The 18293-nt window shown below is 38.3% G+C and carries 12 protein-coding genes; 6 read left to right on the top strand and 6 right to left on the bottom strand.

Annotated features, from left to right (window positions below; genetic code table 11):
- Positions 1 to 150 precede the first annotated feature (150 nt).
- From ELS83_RS13425 to ELS83_RS13400, 6 genes are all read left to right on the top strand, one after another.
- Entirely contained in the window at positions 151 to 885 is a 735-nt protein-coding gene (locus tag ELS83_RS13425; protein ID WP_171596070.1) for a peroxiredoxin, read from the top strand.
- 235 nt (positions 886 to 1120) lie between these two features.
- Positions 1121 to 2548, top strand: a complete 1428-nt coding sequence (locus ELS83_RS13420; protein WP_171596069.1) for a TlpA family protein disulfide reductase — start codon at positions 1121 to 1123, stop codon at positions 2546 to 2548.
- A 247-nt stretch (positions 2549 to 2795) separates the two neighbouring features.
- The gene (gene asnB / locus ELS83_RS13415) at positions 2796 to 4484 is read left to right on the top strand and encodes an asparagine synthase B (protein ID WP_171596068.1); all 1689 of its coding nucleotides are present in this window, start codon (positions 2796 to 2798) and stop codon (positions 4482 to 4484) included.
- 115 nt (positions 4485 to 4599) lie between these two features.
- The gene (locus tag ELS83_RS13410; protein ID WP_171596067.1) at positions 4600 to 5145 is read left to right on the top strand and encodes a hypothetical protein; all 546 of its coding nucleotides are present in this window, start codon (positions 4600 to 4602) and stop codon (positions 5143 to 5145) included.
- A 303-nt stretch (positions 5146 to 5448) separates the two neighbouring features.
- Positions 5449 to 6324: a nuclear transport factor 2 family protein gene (locus ELS83_RS13405; protein ID WP_216616553.1), complete on the top strand. Its 876-nt coding sequence runs from the start codon at positions 5449 to 5451 to the stop codon at positions 6322 to 6324.
- A gap of 295 nt (positions 6325 to 6619) precedes the next feature.
- Positions 6620 to 7282, top strand: a complete 663-nt coding sequence (locus ELS83_RS13400; RefSeq protein ID WP_171596065.1) for a hypothetical protein — start codon at positions 6620 to 6622, stop codon at positions 7280 to 7282.
- Positions 7283 to 7419: 137 nt separating this feature from the next.
- Here ELS83_RS13400 and ELS83_RS13395 read toward each other — a convergent pair whose 3' ends face one another.
- From ELS83_RS13395 to ELS83_RS13370, 6 genes are all read right to left on the bottom strand, one after another.
- Positions 7420 to 8388 carry a glycoside hydrolase family 130 protein gene (locus ELS83_RS13395; RefSeq protein WP_171596064.1) on the bottom strand — a complete coding sequence of 323 codons (969 nt, stop codon included), beginning with the start codon at positions 8386 to 8388 and terminating at the stop codon, positions 7420 to 7422.
- Positions 8389 to 8400: 12 nt separating this feature from the next.
- On the bottom strand, positions 8401 to 10290 hold the full coding sequence (locus ELS83_RS13390; RefSeq protein WP_171596063.1) for a sodium:solute symporter family protein: 1890 nt from the start codon (positions 10288 to 10290) through the stop codon (positions 8401 to 8403).
- 18 nt (positions 10291 to 10308) lie between these two features.
- Positions 10309 to 12549, bottom strand: coding sequence for a GH92 family glycosyl hydrolase (locus tag ELS83_RS13385; RefSeq protein WP_171596062.1), 2241 nt, complete (start codon positions 12547 to 12549; stop codon positions 10309 to 10311).
- A 184-nt stretch (positions 12550 to 12733) separates the two neighbouring features.
- Positions 12734 to 14740, bottom strand: coding sequence for a glycoside hydrolase family 97 protein (locus ELS83_RS13380; protein ID WP_171596061.1), 2007 nt, complete (start codon positions 14738 to 14740; stop codon positions 12734 to 12736).
- Positions 14741 to 14744: 4 nt separating this feature from the next.
- Complete coding sequence (locus ELS83_RS13375) at positions 14745 to 16781, bottom strand: kojibiose hydrolase (RefSeq protein WP_171596060.1); 2037 nt, start codon at positions 16779 to 16781, stop codon at positions 14745 to 14747.
- 1 nt (position 16782) lies between these two features.
- Positions 16783 to 18210, bottom strand: coding sequence for a glycoside hydrolase family 125 protein (locus ELS83_RS13370; RefSeq protein WP_171596059.1), 1428 nt, complete (start codon positions 18208 to 18210; stop codon positions 16783 to 16785).
- Positions 18211 to 18293 lie beyond the last annotated feature (83 nt).

Raw genomic sequence — 18293 nt, 5'->3', positions numbered from 1 at the left:
TCTATGAAGTAACTTTAATATACTTCGGCAGATACCTGTTTGAATCTGTACTCCCTGACCACTGACAGGCTGTTGCCAAAATAATTAAACAAAACGGCCATTCTCTTGTAAAATCATCTAATAAATCAATAAACATCAAAACTTTAAACCATGGACCAACACAACGATCTTAAGGCAGTTAACATGCCTCGAATCGGAGATAAAGCTCCGGAATTTAGAGCCATTACCACACAGGGTGATATTCACTTTCCGAATGATTATCGTGGAAGATGGGTGATCCTTTTTAGCCATCCAGCCGATTTCACTCCTGTTTGTACCTCAGAGTTTATGACTTTTGCCAAAATGGAAAACCAATTTAACCAGGTGAATTGCGATCTGGTTGGCCTTTCGGTTGATGGTTTATACAGCCACATAGCCTGGCTTAGAACCATAAAAGAAAAAATTGAATACAAAGGCATGAAAGATATTGAAGTTCAATTTCCTCTTATTGAAGATATTAAAATGGATGTTGCCAATAAATATGGCATGGTTCAACCAGGAGAAGACAGCACCAAAGCGGTAAGGGCTGTATTCTTTATCGATCCGCACGGCATCATACGCACCATTATTTACTACCCTTTGAGTCTTGGGCGAAATTTTGAAGAAATTTACCGCGTGCTTGTGGCCTTGCAAACTGCCGATAAATTTTCGGTTGCCACACCTGCCGATTGGAAACCTGGAGAGGATGTAATTGTGCCTCCTGCAGGTTCATGTGGTGTTGCCAAAGACAGAATGGAAAATGCAGAGGAAGATCTGACCTGCTACGATTGGTTTTTCTGTACAAAAAAACTAAAGGAAGAAGAAATTTGGAATTGTATTCTAAAAAAAGAACCGATTGCTCACTAGCTTCAACGCTAGTTTAACAAACCTTAACCTGCCAGAGAAATCTGGCAGGCTTTCTTTTGTATCAAAAAGTTACATGGATACAAAGGAAGCTAGCCATTCTACTTCGTCAATACTTTAAATTACTCCAAACCTTTTTGTTAGATATTCGTTAAACTTTTTAACATTTAAATATGATCCTTCAGCAGAAAAATTTTGTAATTTTCGCTGACTTATACCTATCAATAGTTATTGACACATGAAACTAAAATTTTTATCTCTCTATGTGCTGATTTTCTGCACATTTACATTCACAAATATCCATGCACAAAAATACAACATCTCTGTTCAGTTGTTAAACTGTAAGGATTCAACAGCCTACCTGGCTCACTATTTCGATGGTAAAATTTTTGCCGATGATACCACCAGCCTGGTTAATGGCCAGGGAAGTTTTTCAAAGGATAAAGTGCTCGACCAGGGAATTTATGTGATTTATCTGCCTAGTCAGAAATATTTTGATTTACTGATAGGTGAAGACCAGGAATTCTCTATAACGGCAGATCCAAAAGATTTTATTGGCAGTATTAATATAACAGGATCGAAAGAAAGCAAAGCCTTTCATGCTTTCCAGAATTTCATGAAATCTCAAAATGTAAAATCAAAGAAAATTCAGGAGGCTTTCAAAAAGTCAAACAACGAAGCTGAGAAAGAAAAATTCAAAAAAGAATTCAAAAATACAGATGTAGAGGTTAGAGCTTATATTAGCAAGCTTGCATCAGAATTTCCAGAGAACTCTTTTGTGCACAAATTCGCCAGCTTTACCCTATCTCCTAAAATTCCTGATTTTAAAAATGAGATTCCGGCCAATACACCCGACAGAGAGAAAGTAATACAAAAAAAGTCGTACCTCTACAATAAAAATCATTATTTCGACCATGTTAACCTTACTGATAACAGGTACTTGCGCACTCCAATTTTAAAGAAAAAGCTCGATTTCTTCTACGAAAAGATATTGGTGCAGAGTCCTGATACCATTGTGAAAGAATCGGTAAAACTTATTGAACAGGCACGACCTGATTCTATCTTTTTTCAGTATTTAACCCAGTATGCATTAAACTATGCTGTAAAAAGCAAAGTGATGGGAATGGATGCAGCTTTTGTGAAGCTGGCAAAAAAATACTACTTAAGTGGTCAGGCAAGCTGGGCCGATTCCACCTTAATGGCAAACATTCGCGAGAGAGTAATTAAAACCCAGTTCAATCTCATTGGAATGGAATCGAAGGATTTACTCATGCAAACGCCAGAAGGAGAATTTGTGCGCTTACACGAAGTAGATGCACCATTCACGGTTCTCTATTTTTGGGAACCCGATTGTGGCCACTGCAAGAAAGTCACACCAAGGTTAAAATCTGAAATACTCGATCAGTACAGAGAGAAAGGCTTGAAAGTGTTTGCGGTTTGTACACAAGATCAGAAAGAAATGTGGGAAGATGCCATTCACGATTACGACATTTATGACTTTATCAACTGTTATGATCCTGAATTTCAAACCAATTTTAGAATCTATTACGATGTGTACAGCACACCCACCATGTACCTACTCGATAAAGACAAAAAAATCATTGCCAAGCGACTCGATATCGATAATCTGAAAGTTTTTTTGGATAACGAAATGAAAAAGAATTAAAAGAAAAGGACACTATTTACAGTGTCCTTTTTTTGATTGTAAAAGGTAAATTAGAAAAGTGTTTTTTATGAGGCCACACACCTCAAAAAAGGGTATAATATAAAATTTTACATAGTTGCAAACGATAACGTATTGATTTTACAAGGCATTCTGAAAATAAAATCGTATTTTCAAAATGTATATCAAAATTAACCAGTCGTCAAATCCCAATTTGACGACTTTTAAGTAACTATTAAATCAAATTTTTATGTGTGGATTCGTAGCAGTATTCGACCTGAAGGTGGATGCACAGGAATTGCGCCCTCAGGTACTGGAAATGTCCAAGAAAATTCGTCACAGAGGTCCGGATTGGTCAGGTATATTCTGTGGTGAAAAAGCGATTTTATCGCACGAGAGACTATCGATTGTAGATCCTCAATCAGGAGGACAACCCCTTTACAGCAAAGACGGTAATCTGGTCTTGGCTGTTAATGGTGAAATCTATAATCATATGGACATACGAAATCAGATGAACGGATCCTATGAGTTCTTGACCAAATCTGATTGTGAAGTAATATTGGCATTGTACAAGCAGAAAGGAATCGATTTTATTGACGATTTGAATGGAATTTTTGCCTTTGCCCTATACGATAAGGAGAATGACTGTTACCTTGTGGGACGCGACCATATGGGAATTATTCCATTGTACCAGGGTTGGGATCAGCATGGAAACTATTATGTGGCTTCGGAATTGAAAGCCTTAGAAGGCTACTGTAACAAAATTGAAGAATTCTTGCCAGGCAAATTCTTGTACAGCAAAGATGGTGAGATTAAAGAATGGTACCAGCGTGACTGGATGGACTATGAAAACGTAAAAGACAATGAAACCGACATGGCAGCTCTTCGCAAAGGATTAGAAGATGCGGTTCACCGCCAGCTAATGTCTGATGTGCCTTATGGTGTGCTTCTTTCTGGAGGATTAGATTCATCAGTGATTTCTGCCATTGCCAAAAAATATGCTTCCAAGCGTGTAGAATCAGGAGATCAACAAGATGCTTGGTATCCGCAGCTGCACTCTTTCGCAATTGGATTGGAAGGATCGCCTGATTTGGCAGCTTCTCGTAAAGTGGCGGATCATATTGGAACAGTTCATCACGAGATTACCTTTACCGTGCAAGAAGGATTGGATGCCGTTCGTGATGTAATCTATCATTTGGAGACTTACGACGTAACCACCGTTCGTGCTTCTACTCCAATGTACATGATGGCTCGAGTAATTAAATCGATGGGAATTAAAATGGTACTTTCGGGCGAAGGTGCTGATGAGATGTTTGGTGGATATCTGTATTTCCATAAGGCTCCAAATGCAAAAGAATTTCACACCGAAACCCTTCGTAAGTTAAGCAAACTACATTTGTTCGATTGCTTGCGTTCCAATAAGTCAATGGCCTCGTGGGGAGTTGAAAGTCGTGTTCCGTTCCTCGATAAGGAATTCCTTGATATTGCCATGCGAATCAACCCGGAAGATAAGATGGCGAAAGATGGAAAAATGGAGAAATGGGTGATCCGTAAAGCATTTGAAGACTATTTGCCTGAGGAAGTGGCATGGAGACAAAAGGAGCAATTCTCTGATGGTGTAGGTTACAATTGGATTGACACCTTGCGTAATATAGCAGAAAATGAAATTAGCGATGAGCAATTAGCAAATGCTTCCTATCGTTTCCCGGTAAATCCTCCAATGTCGAAAGAGGAGTATTATTACAGGGCAATTTTTGCCGAACATTTTGCTTCTGATACAGCCGCTGCTTGTGTTCCTTCAATTCCTTCAATTGCATGTAGTACAGCCGAAGCCTTGGCCTGGGACGAAGCGTTCCAGAACAATGCCGATCCATCGGGACGTGCAGTGAGTATGGTACACAACGATGGGTACGAAGAAAAAAAGAAAACAGTGAAATAATTCTTTCATAATTATATTAGTGAAGAGGCTTTCCAATTGGGAAGTCTCTTTTCTTTTACAATATAATTTTTAAACGTATCTTGTAAAAACCTTAAACCCTTATTATTTCAAGCCTATGTACAACAGCTCTAACCAAACCCTTTTCTTTAAGTATTTCTTTCCATTATTATTTATTTTTGGATTTGGCGCTTCTTTCCTGGCAAACAACTTTGTAGGCGAAGCACCAGATAACTTTAAAAATGCCTTTGCAGTAGTTTTCATTTGGTTTTTATTGATTTATGCGCAAATGCCTTTCCGATTAAAAATTATCTCCACTTCCGATTCTGGAATCATAATAAAAGGACGCGAAAGAAAACTAATTCCCTACTCAGATATTGAAAGTGTTTCGAAATACGACCTGGCCGGTCCAATGTTCATGACCATTAAATATTTCGATCAAAAATCGGGTGATACAAAGAAAATCTGCTTCTTGCCTTCACACTCTCAAAAGAGAACAATGGCCGATGATAAAATCACTGCCTATATTAAAAAGAAGATGAAGGACGAGAATCCTAAGTATCGTGAAGAAAATCAACCTTCCAATACAAAAAACTTCTTTATTCTGATGCTGGTAAGTCTCCCATTTTCTGTAACCGCCTTTTCATTTTTCATTTTTGGATAAGAAGCATAAAACCCAATTTATAATAACTTACTGAGTTGATTTCAATCACCAATCACAAACAAAAGGATGCGACCATATGGTTTCATCCTTTTGTTTTATCATTTTTTGAAAGCACAAAATCATAAGTCGATAACCAATATGGGTTTGTCGATAACCACATATCGTTTGTCGATATCAGGAGGATTTACCATATATTTTTTGAAAATTCAATGTCGATATCATTATTGTAAAGCAAGGCGAACAACATTTTCCCTTTCTCTACACTGTTAACCACAATTTTTAATCAATAAATCTATGTATCATATGAAAAAATTAATGATCCTGGCTTTGAGTTTTACCATTTTTATTGCTTGCAACAACCAAAACAATCAGAAAAAAAACAATCCTGATAAATCCATGAACGATATGAAAGATCTAAAATCCATTGCCTTAAAAGCACAGAATGCGCTATTTAAAGATTATAGCACCGAAGAAATAAAACAATATTTTAAAGCTGATTACATTCAGCACAATCCTTTTGTTGCAACCGGCATAGAACCAGTACTGCAACTTGCTCCCGTCCTGAAGGAAGCCAATACCACCTACACAAATCATAGATTGCTACAAGATGGCGACTACATTGTTTTCCACAACTCTTATCACAATGCCGAAGCTTTTGGAGCCAAAGAAATTGTAACATTTGATGTTTGGAGAATGGAAGATGGGAAAGTAGCTGAACATTGGGATAACATTACACCAGTGGTTGCAAAAACCGCCAGTGGTCGTTCACAAGTTGATGGACCTACAAAAGTTGAGGATCTGGACAAAACTGATATCAACAAAAAAATCGTTAAAAACTTTATGGATGACGTTTTGTTCGGTAAAGCTCCTGAAAAAATTGTTGATTACATCAGTTCAGAACAGTACGATCAGCACAACCCTTTGGTAAAAGATGGACTACTTGGCTTGAATGAAGCCATTGAGTATCTGATTTCACAAAACAACATGTTTGTTTACAAGAAAATATTTAAAATCCTGGGTGAAGGAAACTTTGTACTTGTAATGAGTGAAGGTGAATGGTATGGAAAACCGCATGCTTACTATGATTTATTTAGATTAAAAAATGAGAAAATTGTAGAACACTGGGATGTAATACAGGAAATCCCTGCCAAAATGGCGAACAAGAACGGAAAGTTTTAAGCAAGGCCTAGCAGATGGTATAGCAAAGGTCATTGAACAGCTAGCATTAATTTTATTTGCATGAGGAGAAAGTAAATACACTTTCGAATTATTAGGTTTACTCAAGCTCGGAAGGCTCCTTTTATTGGTAAGGGAGCCTTCTTTATAAACGGCTGCAATGGTGAAAGTATGGAATTGATATCAAAAGTAAATAGAGATAATGGAACAGAGATTATGTCGGTAATCAAAGAATAAAGAACAATTACAGTATCGAAAAGACACAGCTTAAATCTTGCATAACAAAATAATTATGAACGTGTTGTACAGCAAAATAAAATCCTGGATTTCAAAAATAAGAGTGAAAAAATCTGTCCATTACAAAAACATAAAAAAAGGAGAAAGCTTATGGATTGATGGAAAAGAGTATGTGAAGGTAAAACTACAGTTTGTGGATACCTTAAGCCCTAAATCCAAAAACACCGATCAATTACAATTTGATACAAAGCAACAAAATCAAATGCTTGAAGATTTAAAGAGTAAGCTAACAGTTGCTGAAAATAAAAATGCAGCAATGCAAATTCTTAATACCAATTTACACAATGAGATTAACAGAGATAAAAAGAGAGATCAAAAACATGAAAAATTACTTAAAAGAAACAAAGAGCTAATTCGGAAAATCGACAAACAAAAATCAACCTTATATCGACTGACAAAGTCGAATCGAAATCTTAGAAATGATTTAAGAAAAAAAACAGAAGCATATGAAAACCTAAAAGGCAAAATCCTCAGCCTACCATTTTTCAATAAAATTGAAAAAGATGAAGATATGAGAAAAAGGTTGAATGACAAGGTCAATAGCTTGTTATTGGAAATTAATCTCCTTCAGGATAAAATCGTGCAGCATGAACATCTCAGTAAAAATCTCCAAGAGAAAATTAATCAAGCAAAACCAGAAGATTTGGAGAATAAATTGTATTGATGAGCGTTTATCAACTCCCTGAAACCATATGATACTTTATTCAAACAAAAAGGATGAAACCAAATGGTCTCACCCTCTTTTATTGCTAAACTAATCTATGTATTGGTATTTCCGAAAGAATGCGGCTAACCAATTTCTTATAATGAATTCTCTTTTAGGAATTCGATAATTTCATTTACATAACCAAAGGCCATTCCTACCACAGTATCGGCTGCACCATAGTAAACAGCCACTTTATTGTCTTCGCATAATGCTGCACAAGGAAATACAACATTGGGTACATCGCCAGCCAATTCGTAAGGAGCCGCAGGAGCCAATAAGTATGGCTTAGAACGATACAATACTTGATCAGGATTTTCCAAATCGAGCAAAGCCGCTCCCATTGAGTAACGGAACCCATTACAGGTATTAATTACTCCATGATAGAACATCAGCCAACCTTCTTGGGTTCTAATTGGTACCGAACCCGCTCCAATTTTAGTACACTGCCATGCGCTATCGGTAAAATCGGCCACCTTCATTACACAACGGTGCTCTCCCCAGTATTTCATATCAGGGCTGTATGAGATGTAAATATCACCGAAAGGTGTGTGCCCATTATCGCTCGGACGACTTAACATGGCATACTTACCGTCGATTTTTTCTGGAAATAAAACGCCGTTTCTATTAAAAGGAAGAAAGGCATTCTCGCACTGATGAAAGGTCTTAAAATCGAAAGTATAGGCAATACCAATGGTTGGTCCGTGATACCCATTGCACCAGGTAATCCAATATCGGTCCTCTATCCAGCAAACTCGCGGATCGTACTTATAGTCCGATTCAATCATCTCAGTATTTCCGGCAATCATCTCAATGGGTTCATGATTGATCTCCCAATTGATACCATCTTTACTGAAACCTGCAAAAATATTCATTTGTACCGCTTTGTTATCGCAACGGAAAACACCCGCAAATCCATCTTTGAATGGTACAACAGCACTGTTAAAAATACTGTTTGATGAAGGAATATCATATCTTCCAATCACCGGATTTTGAGAGTATCTCCACATCACATCTGAACATCCTTCCGGACGCTCTTCCCACGGCATATTCATTTTATGATTCATTTTGATTTACTATTAGGCTAATTCAGTTTCTTTAATTTCTTGCTCTTCCTCTTTTTTTACTTCACACTTGTAATCCTCTGGGTAATCTTTCAGTTTTTTGTACCAGCTAAAGTAGAGTACCACACTCGACACTGCAAACAGTACAATTACCCAGGTTAGCGACATAAATTCACCAATTACCAGGTAAATCGGAATTAATACCAGCATCATCTGCCAACCTGTTCCAATGGTACAATTCATCATATCTCTCCAAAAATCGGTATTTGGTTTCGCTTCTGGTTTTTGTTCTTTCAGTTTTAGGTAAACAGGTTTCCAGAATCCCCATGGTCTTACACTATCGTAAAATTTTATGAGTACCTCATCTGGTTCTGGTTTGGTAAGTAAACTTCCAATAATAGAAGATGCAAAAGCAAACAAGAAGATAAATGGGAAAGCATAAATAGGTGATACTTCTGGGAATACCAATGGAGCAATTAAAGAAGCAACCAAGCCTGCCAGCATCCCAAAGAAGTAACCGTATCCGTTAAATCTCCACCAAATCCATTTTAATAAATTCGAAGCCGTATAACCTCCAAACAATGCACCTACCAGCCATTTCATTACGGTATCGATACTTTCGGCAAAAAATCCGAAGAAGATACCAACAGCAACCACTGCAAAAGAAGCCAGGTAAGACATTCTAATGTACTTTTTTTGCGATGCATTCGGATTGATAAACTTTTTATAGATATCGTTCACGATATAAGCCGGTCCTGCATTTACATTGGCAGCAAAAGTAGACATGAAAGCCGCAACCAAACCTGCAAGTAAAAGTCCTTTTGCTCCAACCGGGATAAAATTGTTCAATGCGTAAGGCAATACCATTTCAAAGTCGATATTGTCTCCCATTTTATTGAATTCAGGAGCCAGGTAAACCAAGGCTAGTACAGCCAAACCTGTAATCATTAAATATCTTGGCACAAAGAGTACAAGAGAAACAATTCCACTCATTTTTGCAGCATCTTTTGGTGTTTCTGTAGACAGGATTCTCTGCATATCGTAACTTGGAACCGGACCAGCAATACTAACCAGTACTCCTTTAAATAGCATCATCATCATCAATACCGAGAACAAAGAATAGCCATCGGTTTCAATTTTGTTGTTCACAGCAGGTATTAAGTTGTCCCAGTTCAAATCGAGGTTCCAGCCAAAGAAAACATCTTTCCAACCTGGAGGGATTGCTGCCGAAATTTGTTCAGGACTTACCAATGACATGGCAATTACACCAACCATGATACAGGCAATGGTCATGATTACAAACTGCAAAACCTCTGTAAAAACTACCGAATACATTCCCCCTTTTATCACGTAAAGTGTAGTTACACCCATAATGATAATGGCATACATATTTTCGGAGCTAATGGTAATTCCTAAAAAGTGACTTTGCAAGTTCCAGGGGAAAAATGTTTGTGCAAACTTGCCAACTCCAACAAATCCGTAGGTGATAAAACCGATAACACTTACAATGGCAAACAATACCACAATGAGGTGGGATAATTGTGAACCTTTATCATCACCAAATCTTGTTTTTAACCACTCTGCACCGGTCATTACATTGGATCGGCGAAGCCAGATGGCCAGAAACATCATCAAGAAAATCTGGTTCCAAACCGGCCACAACCAAGGAATCCAGACCGATTTTAAACCATATACAAACAAAATGGTTACTGTCCACATGGTTCCTGTAATATCGAACATTCCCGATGCATTTGAAACCCCAAGCATATACCAAGGAATTTTATTTCCGCCCAAAAAATAGTTGGATAAGTTTTTTGATGCCTTGGCCGACAACATGTAACCAATTGCAATGGTTAGAATGATGTATCCGATAATGATGGATATGTCGAGTACTGATAGATTCATTATATTCTGAGTTAGTTTTTACTTGCTTGATTTTAATTCAAATTCGATGCTTCCACCTTTTACCAAATCGGAATGATTGATAAAGTAGCCTGAATGATTGGCTCCATTTCGTTTAATGCTATGGATATAAATATCATTGTCACTTGACTTCTTCGAAATGATTTCTAATTTCTTTGCAGGATAGAATTCCTGGTTCAGTTCAATGGTAATTTTATCGAAAACCGGCGATGTTAGTGCATAATCTGTATCACCAGGGCAAACAGGATACATCCCCATCATACTGTACACAATCCAGGCCGATAGCGTTCCGCAGTCATCGTTACCCGGAATTCCATCAGGAGCGTTTTTATAGTATTTATCAACCAGACGGCGAACTTCTTTTTGAGTTCTCCACTCTTCACCTTTAAAATAATTGAACAAGAATGGATAATGGATATCAGGCTCGTTGGCCATATCGTACAAATCCTCGTCGAAGACCTTTTGCAGCTTGTTAACAAACTTCTTTTTGCCACCCATTAATTTGGTTAAGCCCTTAATATCGTGAGGTACACAAAAGGTATATTGCCATGATGTTCCTTCATGAAAGCCAGGACATGGTTCGAAGTTTTCGCCTTGTTTAGGATCGAAATTCTTTAAGAAGGTACCATCGGCAAGTTTAGGTCTTAAGACTCCAAACTCTTTTGAATAGTAATTTTTATAGCCCAAGGATTGATTCAAAAACTTCTGATAATCGGCCTTTTTACCCAAAGCTTTTGCAAACTGAGCAAGGTTCCAATCGGCAATATAATATTCCAGAGCATGCGAAACCGAATTATCAAACTCTTCCTCGATAGGCACATAACCTTCGGCCAGGTAGTGATCGATATCTGGGCGCAACTTATTTTTTGCTCCTTCGATGGTAGCCGATTTATACATTGCCTCGTAGGCAGCCTCCACATCAAAATCGGTTAAACCACGCAAGTAAGAATCCACAATTACAGGAATAGAAGGATCGCCTTCCATAACATGTGTTTCTTTTGAGTTCAACTCCCATTTTGGTAACCACCCGCTTTCCTTGTACATGTCTACCATAGAGCGTACCATATCCAATTGTTCCTGTGGATAAAGCAGTGCCATTAAAGGGTGAAAATTGCGATACGTATCCCAAAGTGAAAATACGGTGTAGCGATTGCAATCGGCCGTTTCACCAATTTCGAAAGATTCCATTTGCGGATATTGCCCATTTACATCGTTAATGATATTGGGATGAATTTGGGTGTGATACAAAGCAGTGTAAAAAATGGTTTTCTGATCCTTTGTTCCTCCTTCAACATTCACTCTTCCGAGGATATCGTTCCAGTCCTTTTGAGCAGCAAGCCTTGTTTTCTCGAAATCGAAATCATTGCTCTCTGTATCCAAGTTCAATCGGGCATTTTCGATACTCACATAGGATACGCCAACTTCTACAATAATTTCTTCATTCTCCTGTGTATCGAAAGTAAAGTATGTCCCAATTTCGTTGCCAAACATTTCACGGGTAAAGCCTTCATAGTATTTGTATTTACCCGATGTTTTACTCCAGGCGGCTTCCGCTTCCAATTCAGGCATATTTTTCCAAACTCCGAAATTCTTAGCTGCTTTACTGAAGCGGGCCACAAAATACACTGGGCGTTCCGAACCTTCGTTGTAACAGAAAGTTCCGGTCATTCTTGAGCCTTCAATCTCCTTGTTGTTTACAATTCTTACTTTGGCGCCAAGCTCGTTGCTTAAACCCAAACCCAAATTCAACAGTATATTCGACTGCCCTTTAGGAAATGTATATCGACTAATGCCTGTTCGTTTTGTAGAACTCAACTCGGTCTTAATATTGTACTTTTCAAGCCTGGTAGCATAATAACCAGGATTTGCCTCCTGATTCTTCATAAGCGAACCATACTGCTTGTGATCTGCATTCACTTTTCCTGTAGTAGGCATTAGTAAAATAACGCCCAATTCAGGACAACCCACTCCACTTAGGTTCACATGCGAAAATCCGGTAAGGTAAGAGTTATCCCACGAGTATGGTGTAGACCACCAACGTGCATCTTTATCGTATTTATTGATATCCGATCCGGAAACATTAAATGGAGTAACAGAAACCATTCCTCGTGGTACAACTGCACCTGGATTTGTGGTTCCAAAATTTGTAGTTCCTATAAATGGATTTACGTATTCGGTAAATTGGGCAAAGCCACTTAAGCATAAAAACAGTAGCGTGGAAATTCCTATAAAGCGCTTCATTATTTAGGTTTTATTGTAATCGTGGGTTTAAAAATAATACCGAACGGGATGGTAGCCAGCCAAGCATTTCCCGATCGGTTCACTAATTTCTAATCTTTGTTCAAATTAAACTTTTCCTGATTAAATGAAGATTAATATTGAGATTAATCTGCCAGATGAATCATTAATCAATCGAAAAGGTAAATTAATCGACTATTGGGACAATTGCAACTGCCTGACCTCCACTCTCTATCATTTTTACATGCAGTACACTTTTTGAATCGACCTGCACATTACGAATTTTAATATCGGTAGGATTATTTTCAAGATTTGCATGCTCACCATCCTCAAAAATACTTGCCATATACTTTTTACCATCTTCCAAAAAGGACAATTTTATCTCAAGATTTCGTCTGTTTTCATCGGTAATGCTACCGATATACCAACTCTTATTTTTGCGACGTGCGACCGAATATACATCTCCAATTTCTGCAGCCAGTACTTTTGATTCATCAAAATCGGCAGGTAGCATTTCGAAAAATTTGAATGCTGGCTGACCTTCATAATTGCTCACCAGGTCGGATGCCATTTGCAAAGGGCTATACAAACAAACCCACAAAGCCAACTGCTTGGCAATTGTAGTGTTTACCCGGCTGTTTCCTTTGTCGTTGCTGTTCCATTTTGTGTAATCTTTCCTGTTTTTGTACAAAATATCAAATGTTCCAGGCGTATAATCAATCGGTCCGCCCAAACATCTTGTAAATGGTAATATTACATGATGTTCCGGAGGGTTTCCTTCACTCCATCCGTTCCACTCCATTCCCCGCGCTCCTTCACGGGTCATCATATTTGGATAAGTACGGCTAATTCCTGTTGCCTTGATGGGTTCATGCGCATCAATCATTAATTGATATTTAGCTGCAGTTTCGACCACTTTTCTATAATGCTGTACCATTTTTTGCCCATGATGGAAATGACCATTCGGAATAGGACCTGCATAACCCGTTTTTAGGATTCTAATGCCATTATCATGCAATTTGGCAAAAGCATCCTCCATACACTCTTCATAAAAAATGTAATCGCCACCGGTTTCATGATGTCCTACGAGTTCAACCTTTTTAGCTTTTGCATAACGTACAATTTCATCAAAATCGAAATCGGCATAAGGGGTTTGCTGATCGAAAGCACGTGCTTTACCCCAATTTTCCCAACCTGTATTCCAACCTTCAGCCAAAACAGCATGCACACCATTCTCTGTAGCAAAATCGATATACTTCTTCATATTTTCGGTTGTGGCTCCATGCTTTGGCCCCATGGTCCAGGTTTCAACACCCAGGTGCATTCCCCACCAAATTCCAATATATTTTAGGGGTTCAATCCATGATGTATTTTCGAGCACACATGGCTCGTTTAAATTTTGAATGATATTCGATTCTACCAAACCGGCTGCCGATTTGCTTATGGTAATTGTTCTCCATGGTGATTTGACACTACCCTTTGCTCTTACCTTTACACCATCGGGCCAGGGCACAAGATTTGCCTGGAAATTTGTTCCTCCAGAATTTATCAATGTCATACCCGCAAAATTCGTAAGATTCGCTTCATGAATGCTGAAATAATTGCCATTATTTGTTTTAAAAGTGGCTGGAGTATTGGCATCTTTTACCTGATCAATTGTGGTTGTTCTGTACAGCATTTCGTAACTCTCGTAATTGGCAGGTATGGTCCAGGCCGTTCCATTATTCACGAAATTAAACTCTGTCAATTCTTTCATGATATGAATACTGTCTATCCCATCTTGCTTCGGAATTTCATATCTAAAACCTAATCCATCATCAAACAAACGCACATACAGGTTCAACTTTTTATTTTCATGATTTCTCATGGAAAGAATCAATTCATTGTAGTGTTCTCTGATACTTTCGTTTGGTCCCCAAACGGGTTTCCACACTTCATTTTTACTTCCTTTCTTGATATCCACAATGCGCAATCCATTGGTAAATGAGGAATCGTTTTGCAAGCGCATTCCCAATTTTGACGATGCGATTACTTCTTTGTTTTCCAACAAAAGGGAATAATGCATTTGACCTTTTTTATCGATTTTCAGTTCGAAAGCAATATCACCGGAAGGTGATTTTAATCCAACTTGATTGCTTGTGGTACATGCACAAATAAATATTGAAATTGCAAGTGCAAATAATACTCTTTTCATAAGTTTATTTTACTTCAAATGTTTTTAATTCAGGACCTACGCCTTTAATTGTTAATTTTTTCCATTGCTTTGGCAGGCACGGTTTTTTTTGTTCTATTCCCTTCTCGGAGATATGCAAACCTCCAAATCCAAAAATTACTGCCTGTAGCATCCCACCTGCTCCCGTTGCAAAGTAAGGGTTGTTGCTAAATGCCGACTCCGATAAAGCACCAAATGGAGCTCGTTTATTGGGCACATAAGCTCTCTTAAATAATTGGTAAGCTTTATCCGATTCTCCCATTCGTGAATAGAGCACCGATAATATGGAGTGAGACATTGCTGGTCCTTCTGGAGCCATTCTGGGTTCATAATACTCGAGGTCTTTGCGAATGTCTTCAAAATCTGTTACAATTTCCAAAGGATAAGCCAATAAATTGACATCAGCCTGTTTAATGATTTCGCCTTTGTATTCGCGGTTTTCCATTCTCACTCCATCATTGTTATAATGAAACAATAAACCATTGGCAACTTCTTTCCATGAAGGATTTGAAGTCTTTCCCAAACTATTTGCCGCATTCACAGCATAGTTCAGAACAGTTTTTGCCGAAGCATTTGTAAAAGCATTATCATTGGCGTGATGATAGAATTCGTTAGCTCCAACCACATTGTTGATGGAGTAAGATCCATCCTTATTTTTCATCGCCCTGCTCACCCAAAAATCGGCTACTTCCTTCAATAAAGGATATCCTTTATTTGCAAGCCATTGTTTGTCGCCGGTTACACGATAGTAGTTCCAAAAAGCAATTCCAATATCTGCAGTTATATGATGTTCGAAAGTTCCTGTTAAAGCCCAGGTTGGTGTAGCTTCCTCGCCTGTTTCATCCGATTCCCAGGGAAACATTGCACCATCGAAACCATAATTTTGAGCTTTTCTTTTGGCTGCTTCCAAGCGGTCAAATCGATAATTCAGTAAAGATTCTGCTATGCTTTGATTGAAAACAAGAAGAGGTGGAAACATCCAGAGTTCTGTATCCCAGAATACATGACCATTGTAGCCTTGAGCCGACAAGCCCATTGGTGCGATGCTTAAATTGGAATCATCCCTGGCAAAAGCATACAAATGGTAGAGCGCCAAACGAACATCTTGTTGCGATTCCAGATCACCTTCAATCACAATATCGCCTTGCCATAATTTATTCCACAACTGCTTATGGCGATTAATTACAACTTGTTTATTGCCCAGCAACTGATAGATTACCATTCGCTCCGATTCACTTTTAGGGTCAGAAAAATCCTGCGAAGTACATACTGCACCTGTCCAGGCAAATTGGAAGTCTTCGCCTTTCTGCAAATTCTTACTAAACATCAACTGATGATGAAGAGAATCTAGAACCTGGTGTCTTAAATCGGGTGTTTCATCATCAAAAATAAAGGAAGCGCTGGTTGCCAATTGGTGCTTGCCGAAAGGACTGCGTGCCACAGTTTGCAAAATAGGCATCCTGGCATCTAAATCTTTCAATACTCGAAAACCTGAATCAATATTTTTATACGCTGCCGGACAAATGATTTGTCCGCCTACCTGTATCTTGATATTGTTTTTTAATGGATGCGCCTTTACATCTATCATTCCGCAATAAGGCATTCCTCTCAAGGCATAATAGCTAAAGCTAAAATCCACATCATCCTTAAACCTGCATGAAGTAACAAAAGCAGCCTCTTTCATATTCAAAATTTGCTTCCAATTGCTGCAGTTGTCGGTGTTAAGCGTATCGCCATTAATTAGAATTTCTAAATTGGCAAAGTTAATTCCCAGTAAAACCTTACTCACTCCATTTTTTGATTCCTTATCGAAAACATGATTTAGAATAATGGATTTGGCTTTACCAGGCTGTTCGGAAGGAACAATCCCAATGCGACCATTAGCAATTGAAATTCCTGTGTAGTTAGAATAGTCATTAGCGATAATATTCCACTCATCACCCTTTTGTGCTTGAGCCATAGCTGCAAAAACAGATAGGACACAACCAATTATCAGGCAAACTTTTAGGAAATACGATTTCATACTACACCTGCTTTAATAAATGTGGTCGTTCCTTGTAAATTTTCAATATCAGCTCGCCAAACAAAGTATTGGCCCATGCAAACCACGATCGGGTAAAGTTTTTAGGATCATCTTTATGGAATGTTTCGTGCATAAAACCGGTACCGGCATGGGTTCGTATTAAAGTTTCCAGACAGTTCTCAATCTCTTTGTCCTGATCGGAAGTCATGGCCTGCATGATGATACTCATTGGCCAAATCATATTAACTCCTACATGCGGACCGCCAATTCCTTCGGCATATTCTCCTTTGAAGTACCAAGGGTTATTTTCGCTCAAAATAAACTTTCTTGTATTCTGATATAGGGATGATTTTGCATCCAAAGCCCCTAAATATGGAAGGGAAAGTAAGCTCGGAATATTTGCATCATCCATATACATTTGGTTGCCGAAACCATCGACTTCAAAGGCCAAAGTTTCGCCTTGATTTAAATGATTTGAACTTGCATATTTTACAAGTGCCGCTTCCACTTCCTTAGCCATTTCCATAGCCGAATTTGCCAGGCCTTTTTCAATATTCAGGTGGTTCAAAATCTCATTCAATTGTTGTAAGGATACCACTGCGAAAAAATTGGAAGGTATTAAGAACGGCAGAATGGTTGCATCGTCTGATGGACGAAAAGAAGAAACAATCAGTCCAACTGGTTTGATAGGGTTTCCATAACCATTTCCAGGTAATGTATCTGTTGGTTTACTGGTGTTCCTGGCAAACCTATATGGACCCTGATCCTCTTTTCTTTGCTGCTCTTTAAAGGTTCTCACCACCAAATTCATGGCATTTCTCCAGTCGGAATCGAAACATGAGGTATCTCCTGTTTTCTTCCAATAATGATAGGCCAATCGAATGGCATAGCAAAGCGAATCGATTTCCCATTTGCGTTCGTGCAATTCGGGTTTCATATCGGTTAAATCGCTTTCCCAGTGCGAGCCTTCTGCTCCTTTGTTAAAGGCATTGGCATAAGGATCGATATTGATGCATTTGCTTTGTCGGTTAATTAGGCCACGAAACAGTTTTTGAAGCTGCTCATCATCATTAACCAAAGGCAAATAAGGCCATACCTGCGCCGTAGAATCCCTTAACCACATGGCATGTATATCGCCGGTAATTACGAAAGAATCGGGTTTGCCATTTTCTTCAGAATAGCTAACTGTTGTATCTAATGTATTTGGGAAGCAATTTTCAAACATCCATGCCAACTCTTCATTGGCAATGGCTTTTTTCACCTCCTTAATTTTTCGGTCAACCGCCTTGCTAACAAAATTTCTTTGATTGGCTTCTGGCCTGTTCGATATATATTTTAAATCCTTACTAATGGCAAATCCCTTTGTTCCAATTAGGCTTAAGCCACCTGTAAAAAGCAATGAATTTCTTAAAAAAGTTCTTCTTTTCATTTTGGTTGAGTTTTATTTGTTGAGTTTAGAAAGCAATTCTCAATAGTTTTTACTTTCTAAATGATAAGGTTGCGTAATAATTA

This window comes from Marinifilum caeruleilacunae, assembly GCF_013141825.1.
Lineage (GTDB): Bacteria > Bacteroidota > Bacteroidia > Bacteroidales > Marinifilaceae > Marinifilum > Marinifilum caeruleilacunae.
This window is presented reverse-complemented; position numbering and strand designations above follow the sequence as displayed.